Source organism: Streptacidiphilus carbonis (genome assembly GCF_000787775.1).
Classification (GTDB): Bacteria; Actinomycetota; Actinomycetes; order Streptomycetales; family Streptomycetaceae; genus Streptacidiphilus; species Streptacidiphilus carbonis.
In genome coordinates this window covers 1-7,524 of sequence record NZ_BBPM01000116.1, presented here as the reverse complement: position 1 = coordinate 7,524, position 7,524 = coordinate 1, and the positions used below count along the sequence as shown (strand labels likewise).

6 protein-coding genes and 1 pseudogene are annotated in these 7,524 nt (G+C 68.2%); all 7 read left to right on the top strand.

What is annotated here, in order from left to right:
* The first annotated feature begins 667 nt into the window (after window positions 1–667).
* Window positions 668–1,384, top strand: a complete 717-nt coding sequence (locus TR46_RS37205) for a GntR family transcriptional regulator (RefSeq protein WP_084719263.1) — start codon at window positions 668–670, stop codon at window positions 1,382–1,384.
* Window positions 1,385–1,568: 184 nt separating this feature from the next.
* A complete protein-coding gene (locus tag TR46_RS37200; RefSeq protein WP_439654423.1) occupies window positions 1,569–2,369 on the top strand; it encodes a PIG-L deacetylase family protein in 801 nt (266 codons plus the stop codon).
* Window positions 2,369–3,073: a 4-carboxy-4-hydroxy-2-oxoadipate aldolase/oxaloacetate decarboxylase gene (locus TR46_RS37195; RefSeq protein ID WP_042411570.1), complete on the top strand. Its 705-nt coding sequence runs from the start codon at window positions 2,369–2,371 to the stop codon at window positions 3,071–3,073. The genes TR46_RS37200 and TR46_RS37195 overlap by 1 nt, the downstream gene beginning before the upstream one ends.
* Window positions 3,070–4,041, top strand: a pseudogene (locus TR46_RS40530) (4-oxalomesaconate tautomerase); the annotation flags it as partial. The gene TR46_RS37195 and the pseudogene TR46_RS40530, both read left to right, overlap by 4 nt.
* A gap of 127 nt (window positions 4,042–4,168) precedes the next feature.
* Window positions 4,169–5,122, top strand: a complete 954-nt coding sequence (locus TR46_RS37190; protein ID WP_042411566.1) for a VOC family protein — start codon at window positions 4,169–4,171, stop codon at window positions 5,120–5,122.
* A 346-nt stretch (window positions 5,123–5,468) separates the two neighbouring features.
* The gene (locus TR46_RS37185; RefSeq protein ID WP_236655702.1) at window positions 5,469–6,476 is read left to right on the top strand and encodes a PDR/VanB family oxidoreductase; all 1,008 of its coding nucleotides are present in this window, start codon (window positions 5,469–5,471) and stop codon (window positions 6,474–6,476) included.
* A gap of 116 nt (window positions 6,477–6,592) precedes the next feature.
* The coding region (locus TR46_RS37180) for an ABC transporter ATP-binding protein (protein ID WP_042411574.1) at window positions 6,593–7,524 on the top strand (932 nt) is incomplete at its 3' end.

Here is a 7,524-nt window from a genome sequence, read left to right as displayed (position 1 = left end):
GCGCCGGAGCTTCGACGGATACTGCGCGCCCGGTTGTCAGGAAGGCGGTACGCACGTCTCCTTGCCCCAGTCTGCTTGGCGCCCGGCGCCACCCAACCGGCCCCCACGTTCGACAGCGGCCCGAGCAGGACGCAATGACCGCAGGTCAGCGACGCCTTCCGCATCCTGATTATCCATCAGCATCTCCCCTCGCGAAAACGCGAGGCCAGAACGACCTGCCCCGACAGCCTTGAGTTGCCCAGCTTGTCTCTCCTCGGGGCGGGGAGCCGTACCGTTGTCCGGCGCCCAGCACCGCAGTCCCGCGAAGAGATTCGCGCTCCCCGTGCGGGACACGTCCGAGTGCCCTCGCCGACCCGGCCGCGATTCCGCCCGGCAAGGTGCACGGCAGGCGTCGTTCATCGCCTGGGAGGCCGCCACTGGCCAGTCGGCCGCACCCATCCGGACAACCATCTTTGCGCAATCCCTTGACGCCGCCCTCCTTGATGCGATCCGATGTACGCATACAGGCATTCGTACGGAATGCGTACATTGAGCAATGCCTGACTGAATCACAAGCCGATGTGCGTCGCCGAGGAGGACCTGGCTGCAATCACCGACAGCCTCGCCGGCGACGCTCGCGAGGCTTCGCGGCACTGCTAGTGCTTTCAGGACTCATTCAGGAGGGCAGATGTCGGAGGACTCCCGTCCAGGCTCGGCTGAGCATGCGAAGGACTATGCCCGGGAGCGGTTGCGGCAGGCGATTCTGCGCGGCGAGATGGCGCCGGGGCACCGGCTGGTGGCGAATGAACTCGCGGAGCTGTGCGACGTCTCGCGCGCAAGCATCCGTGCTGCGCTCCTCGATCTCGCCTCCGAGGGGTTGGTCGAACGGATTCACAACCGCGGATCGCGTGTACGGATGGTCTCGGTCGACGAGCCTGTGGAGATCATGGAGTGCCGGACGGCTCTCGAGGAGCTGTGCGCCGTCAAAGCAGCAGAGCTTGCCACCGACGCGCAGTTGGACGAGCTGGCTCGCCTGGGCAGGGCCTTGTCCACATCGGTTTCCGACGTTGATCCGATCACATACTCCCGGCGCAACTACGAGCTGCACGCTTTGATCCGGGACATCTCGGGCCAACGGACGGCTATCGGTCTCCTGGAGCGGTTCAGCGCCCTACTACGCCACAGCTTTCAGCTGGCGTTGCGCCCGGGTCGCCCGCAGCAGTCCTTGAGTGAGCACCTGGTGGTGATCGAGGCGATCCGCGCCAGGAATCCGCGGGCGGCCGGGACGGCTGTCCGCGCTCATCTCGGCAGCGTGACTGATGGTCTGCGCGCCTGCCGAATCCAGGCTGATCCCGGGCGTACGGCCGCCGGTGGTGCGACAGAAAGCTTCCTGCCTGCGTATTGATCGGGATTGGCGGCCGATGACAGCTGCGGACCCTTGAACCCCCGCCGAGTTGGTCAAGTGCTGAACGGCGTCGACGCCCAGGACGCGCGACCACCAGCCCGCCCACCAGGGGCGGGGCCGTTGTGACCGAGACGAACCTTGAACCTGCCAACCCGGATGCCCTCCGGAGACTGGAGCAACCACCATGACTGAGAACACCGATCGCCCGCTTGGGCTGGACGGTCGTGATCGATCCACCCACTCCCGTACGCCTGACGCCCCGACCCGATCGACCCTGGTGATCACAGCTCACGCAGGTGACTTCGTATGGCGGGCGGGCGGCGCCATCGCCCTGGCCGCAGCGCGCGGAGAACAGGTCACCATAGCGTGTCTGACCTTCGGGGAGCGGGGCGAGTCCGCGAAGGCATGGCGCGAGGGGAAGAAGCTCGACGAGATCAAGGCGATCCGCCGCGAGGAGGCCGAGGCTGCGGGCGGCCGACTCGGCGCCGTCGTCCGCTTCTTCGACGCCGGCGACTACCCCCTGGTGGCCACGGCCGAAATCACCGACCAACTGGTCGCGCTCTACCGGGCCGCCCAGCCGGACGCCGTCCTCACACACCCGGTCGAGGACCCGTACAACGGCGACCACCCCGCCGCGAACCGGATGGCCCTGGAAGCCCGCGTCCTGGCCCAGGCCATCGGATACCCGGGCCACGGCGAGATCATCGGAGCCCCGCCCGTCTTCTACTTCGAACCACACCAGCCCGAGATGAGCGGCTTCAAACCCGAGGTCCTGCTCGATATCACCGAGGTCTGGGACACCAAGCGCCGGGCCATGGAGTGCCTGGCCGCACAGCAGCACCTGTGGGAGTACTACACCGAACTCGCGGTGCGCCGCGGAGTCCAGCTCAAGCGCAATGCGGGACCGAACCTCGGCCTGGCCCACAAGACCATGGCCGAGGCGTACATGCGCCCCTACCCGCAGATCGCAAAGGAACTCGCCTGATGCCCGCCGTGATCGTCACCAACCCGCCCAAGGCCGACCCCGAGCACGTCGGGATGCTGGCCGGCTACGGCGTCGCGACCATCCACGAGGCCATGGGCCGCACCGGCCTGCTCGGCAGCCACCTGCGCCCCAACCAGCGGGACTCGCGCGTGGCCGGCACCGCCGTCACCGTAATGTCCTGGCCCGGGGACAACCTCATGATCCACGCGGCGATCGAACAGTGCGGCGAGGGCGACATCCTCGTAGTCACCACCACCTCGCTGTCCACGGACGGCATGTTCGGCGATCTGTTCGCGACCGCGCTCAAACACCGCGGCGTTCGAGGCATCGTCACGAACGCCGGCATCCGCGACACCGCCGAGCTGCGTGAGATGGGCTTCCCCGCCTGGTCGGCCGCCGTGTCGGCGCAGGGCACGGTGAAGGCCACCGGGGGAAGCGTGAACGTACCGGTTGTCATCGGCGGCGAGGTGATCCGCCCCGGCGACGTGATCGTTGCCGACGACGACGGCGTGGTGGTCGTGCCTCGCGAACACGCCCAGAAGGCCGCCGAGAAGTCCCAGGCCCGCGAGGACAAGGAGGCCGCCACCCGCGCCGCCTTCATCGGAGGCCAGCTCGGCCTGGACCGGTACGGGCTGCGGGACACGCTGGTCGAGCTCGGCGTCCAGTACCAGACGTACGAGCAGTACACGGCGGCGCACTCATGACCGAGCCGCCGGGGGTGCGCTGCATGCTCATGCGCGGCGGCACCTCCAAGGGCGCGTACTTCCTCGCCGAGGACCTGCCCGCCGAACCCGCCGTGCGCGACGAACTGCTGCTCCGCATCATGGGCAGCCCCGACTCGCTGCAGATCGACGGACTGGGCGGCGCCCACCCCCTGACCAGCAAGGTCGCCGTGGTGTCGCTCTCCACGGACCCCGCAGCCGACGTCGACTACCTCTTCCTCCAAATCGGCGTGGACAGAGCAGAAGTGTCGGACCGCCAGAACTGCGGGAACCTCCTCGCCGGAATCGGACCGTTCGCGGTCGAACGCGGACTGCTGCAGGCCGGTCAGGAGAGGACCTCGGCACGGATCCGCATGGTCAACAGCGGGGACCTCGCCACGGCGACGTTCCCCACGCCCGGTGGACGCGTCGACTACATGGGCGACACCGAGATCTCCGGGGTGCCGAGGGGCGCGGCCGCGATCGTCATCGAGTTCCCGTCAGGGGCGGGTCCGCTCCTGCCCACCGGCCGCGTTCGTGACACGGTCGCCGGTGTCGAAGTGACCTGTGTCGACAACGGCATGGCGACGGTCCTCATCCGCGCCGAGGACTTGAGGGTCACCGGCTACGAGTCCCCGACGGACCTGGAGGCGAACGCGGAGCTCGCCGCCCGGCTCCATGAAATTCGCCTGTGGGCCGGGGAGTTGATGGGCCTCGGCGACGTCGGGGGGAGCACCGTGCCCAAACTCACCCTGCTTGCTCCACCCCGCTCGGGTGGGGCCGTCACCACGCGCACCTTCATCCCGGTGCGCTGCCACACCTCCATCGGCGTCCTCGGCGCCGCGAGCGTGGCCGCGGGGCTGCGGATCGAGGGCGGTGTCGGAGTGTCGGTCGCCGAATTGTCCGGTGAAGGCGACCGACTCCGCATCGAGCACCCCACGGGATTCACCGACATCGAAAGCAGCCTCGGCCTCACCAGCGACGGGCAGCCGAAAGCGCTTCACACTGCCGCAGTGCGTACGGCCCGGAATTCTTCGACGGCACCGTCTTCCCCCAACCGCCCACCCCCTCCTACGCGCGACCCTCAGGAGGTCAACGATGACTCCGCCCCTCGGCGACATCGCGCACATCGGCCACACCCAACTCTTCACCCCGGACCTGGACGCCTCGGTCGCCTTCTGCACCGACTTCCTGGGCCTGACCGTCAACGGCCAGGTCGGCGACTCGGTCTATTTGCGCACCTTCGACGACTACGAGCACCACAGCCTGGTCCTGACCGCGCGCGACCAGCCCGGAATCGGCCGACTGGCCCTGCGCACCTCCAGTGAGGAGGCCCTTCTGCGCCGGGTGGAAGCGGTCGAGGACGCCGGTGGCCCAGGCCACTGGATCGAGGACGAGCCGGGCATCGGCAAGCTGTACATCACCACCGACGCGGACGGCCACGAACACGCCCTGTACTGGGAGAGCGAGCACTACCAGCCGCCCGACGAGTTGAAGGCCGCCCTGAAGAACCAGCCGCAGGCCAAGCCCAACAGGGGAGTAGGGGTCCGCCGACTGGACCACGTCAACTTCCTTGCAGCTGACGTCCTGGCCAACACCGAGTTCCAGGAGCGCCTCCTCGGCGCCCGCTCCACCGAACAGGTCCGCCTGGACACAGGTCGGATCGCGGCACGGTGGCTGACCTACACGGACAAGTCGTACGACGTCGTCTACACCGAGGACTGGACCGGCAGCCAGGGCCGACTGCACCATATCGCCTTCGCCACCGACACCCGCGAGGACATCCTGCGTGCCGCAGACCTGGCCATCGACACCGGCGTGTTCATCGAGACAGGCCCGCACAAGCACGCCATCCAGCAGACGTTCTTCCTCTACGTCTACGAGCCCGGCGGCAACCGCATCGAGCTGTGCAATCCGCTCACCCGTCTCGTCCTCGCTCCCGACTGGCCGCTCGTCAACTGGAGCGAGGCAGAGCGCGCGAAGGGACAGGCCTGGGGCCTGAAGACCATCCATTCGTTCCACACCCACGGAACACCCCCGATCCAGACATGACCGCCGGTCGACCCCTGCGTCCGCTCGCCTGCGCGGCTGCGTGGGTGAAGCGCGCTGAGTTCCGCGCGGCTGAGCGCGGACCGGGCCGTGACCGTCGAAGAATGGGTCGCTCGCCAGGGCGAAAGTCCGGATCGTGGGCTGCCCCAGATCGGCGGTGCCTGCAGGCAGGCACCTTGACGCAATCCCTTGACGCCGCCTCTCCGCTGCGTTCAGATGTACGCATAGAGATTCACGTACGGCATGCGTACAAGAGATGCTGACTGGCCGCCGTGGCGGCGAGGGCATGCGGGCGGAGCGGCTCAATCCCGGTTCGGGGCCGGGCCCGGTTCAACGAAGGTGAGACTCAGTGACTACCGCGATTTCCCCGTCCGAGCTGTATGTGGCGCACGCCGGCCCGGGTCCTTTCCGTGTCACGCGGGTGTCCTATGAAGCCGAGCGTGTCATATCCATCCGGCTCCAACACCTGGAGGGCCAGGAGCTGCCTGCTTGGTCGCCCGGAGCGCACCTGGACCTGCAGTTGCCGAGTGGACTGATGCGTCAGTACTCACTGTGCGGTGATCCGGCAGACCGAACCGGCTATACCTTCGCCGTGCTCCTCGAGGAAGGCGGCAGAGGCGGATCCGTCGAGCTCCACAGCCTGCCGCTGGTGGGTCGAACCCTGACCGTGCGAGCGGTGCGGAACCACTTCCAATTGAGAGACAGCCCGGGCTATCTGTTGATCGCAGGCGGCATCGGGATTACGCCGATGATGCCGATGGTCCGATGGCTGGCTGGCGGGTCGACGCCCTGGAACCTTGTGTACCTCGGCCGTACGCGCGACGGCATGGCCTTCACGCGCGAGTTGAACGCCTTGGGCGGCGGCTCCGTTCAAATCCTGCCGAGGGACGAGGTCGACCGTTTCGACATCGCCGCGGCCATCGCGGCCACGCGCCCCGATACAGCCGTCTACTGCTGCGGGCCGGACACCCTTATGAATGCCGTGGCCGAAGCCTGCGCCTCTGCCGCGCCCCCTCGGGACTTTCACGCGGAGCGGTTCGGCGCCGGATCCACGCCGACGCACGGCCAACCCGTGGGCGCGGGGGAGCGAACCGCCTTCACCGTCACACTCCGCCGCTCCGGCACGGAACTGGTCGTCCCGCGCGACCGCAGCATTCTGGACGTCGTCCGCGATGTCGTGCCCGATGTGCCGTACTCGTGCGAGGAGGGCTACTGCGGATCGTGCGAAACCCGGGTCCTCGGCGGCATCCCCGACCATGCCGACGACATCCTCTCGCCAGAGGAGCGCGAGGCGAACGACACGATGATGATCTGCGTCAGCCGTTCCCGCGCCGAAAACATCGTTCTCGATCTGTAAATCCTTCGCACTACATTCTTGAGAGGAAGGGATGGGAGATGTCTGGTGTGCGTTCGGTGGTTGTGAGGGGGGTTGCGGGGGCTGGGGGGCCGGTTGTGGGGGCGGGTGCCGCGATCGTGCTGGACCGCATCGTCAAGACCTACACCTCCCAGCGGAGGCAGGGCGGCGGTCCGCGGGCGGTGGACGACCTGTCGCTGACCATCGAGCCGGGTGAGTTCTTCACCCTGCTGGGACCCTCGGGGTGCGGGAAGACCACCACCCTGCGCTCCATCGCCGGACTGGAGAGCCCCGACTCGGGCCGGATCCGCCTGTCCGGGCGCACGGTCTACGACTCGACGGCCGGCCTGGACATCCCCAGCAACCGGCGCGGCATCGGCATGGTGTTCCAGTCCTACGCCATCTGGCCGCACATGTCCGTCTTCGAGAACGTCGCCTTCCCCCTGCGGGTGCGCGCCCGCTCCGTCCGCAGCCCGGCCGCGGACCTGAGGACCGCGGTGCACCAGGCCCTGGAGACCGTCGAACTGGACGCCTACGCCACCCGGCCGGCCACCCAGCTGTCCGGCGGCCAGCAGCAGCGCCTGGCCCTGGCCCGGGCCATGGTCGCCCAGCCCGAGATCATGCTCCTGGACGAACCCCTGTCCAACCTGGACGCCAAACTCCGCGACACCATGCGCCTGGAACTCAAGCGCCTGCAGGCCGCCTCCAAGTTCACCGCCGTCTACGTCACCCACGACCAGACCGAGGCCCTGGCCATGTCCACCCGCATCGCAGTCATGCACGCCGGCGTCATCCAGCAGATCGGCGCCCCCCGCGAGATCTACGAGCACCCCGCCAACGCCTTCGTCGCCGGCTTCATCGGCCGCACCAACTTCCTCGAAGCGAAGGTCCTGCAGACCCCCGCGCACGACGGACACACCCACCTGGTCCAGTCCGCACTCGGAGTCCCCCTACCCGCACGCAGCGCCACCCCCCCCCCCGCCGGCACCACCGCCACCCTGTGCGTGCGCCCCGAGAACATCCGCCTGACCACCACCACCCACCCCACCAC

What these genes read in the sequence shown, in the direction of transcription:
- TR46_RS37200 (WP_439654423.1), top strand. Translation starts at nt 1,569, where the DNA reads ATGACTGAGAACACCGATCGCCCGCTTGGGCTGGACGGTCGTGATCGA.
- TR46_RS37195 (WP_042411570.1), top strand. Translation starts at nt 2,369, where the DNA reads ATGCCCGCCGTGATCGTCACCAACCCGCCCAAGGCCGACCCCGAGCAC.
- TR46_RS37190 (WP_042411566.1), top strand. Translation starts at nt 4,169, where the DNA reads ATGACTCCGCCCCTCGGCGACATCGCGCACATCGGCCACACCCAACTC.
- TR46_RS37205 (WP_084719263.1), top strand. Translation starts at nt 668, where the DNA reads ATGTCGGAGGACTCCCGTCCAGGCTCGGCTGAGCATGCGAAGGACTAT.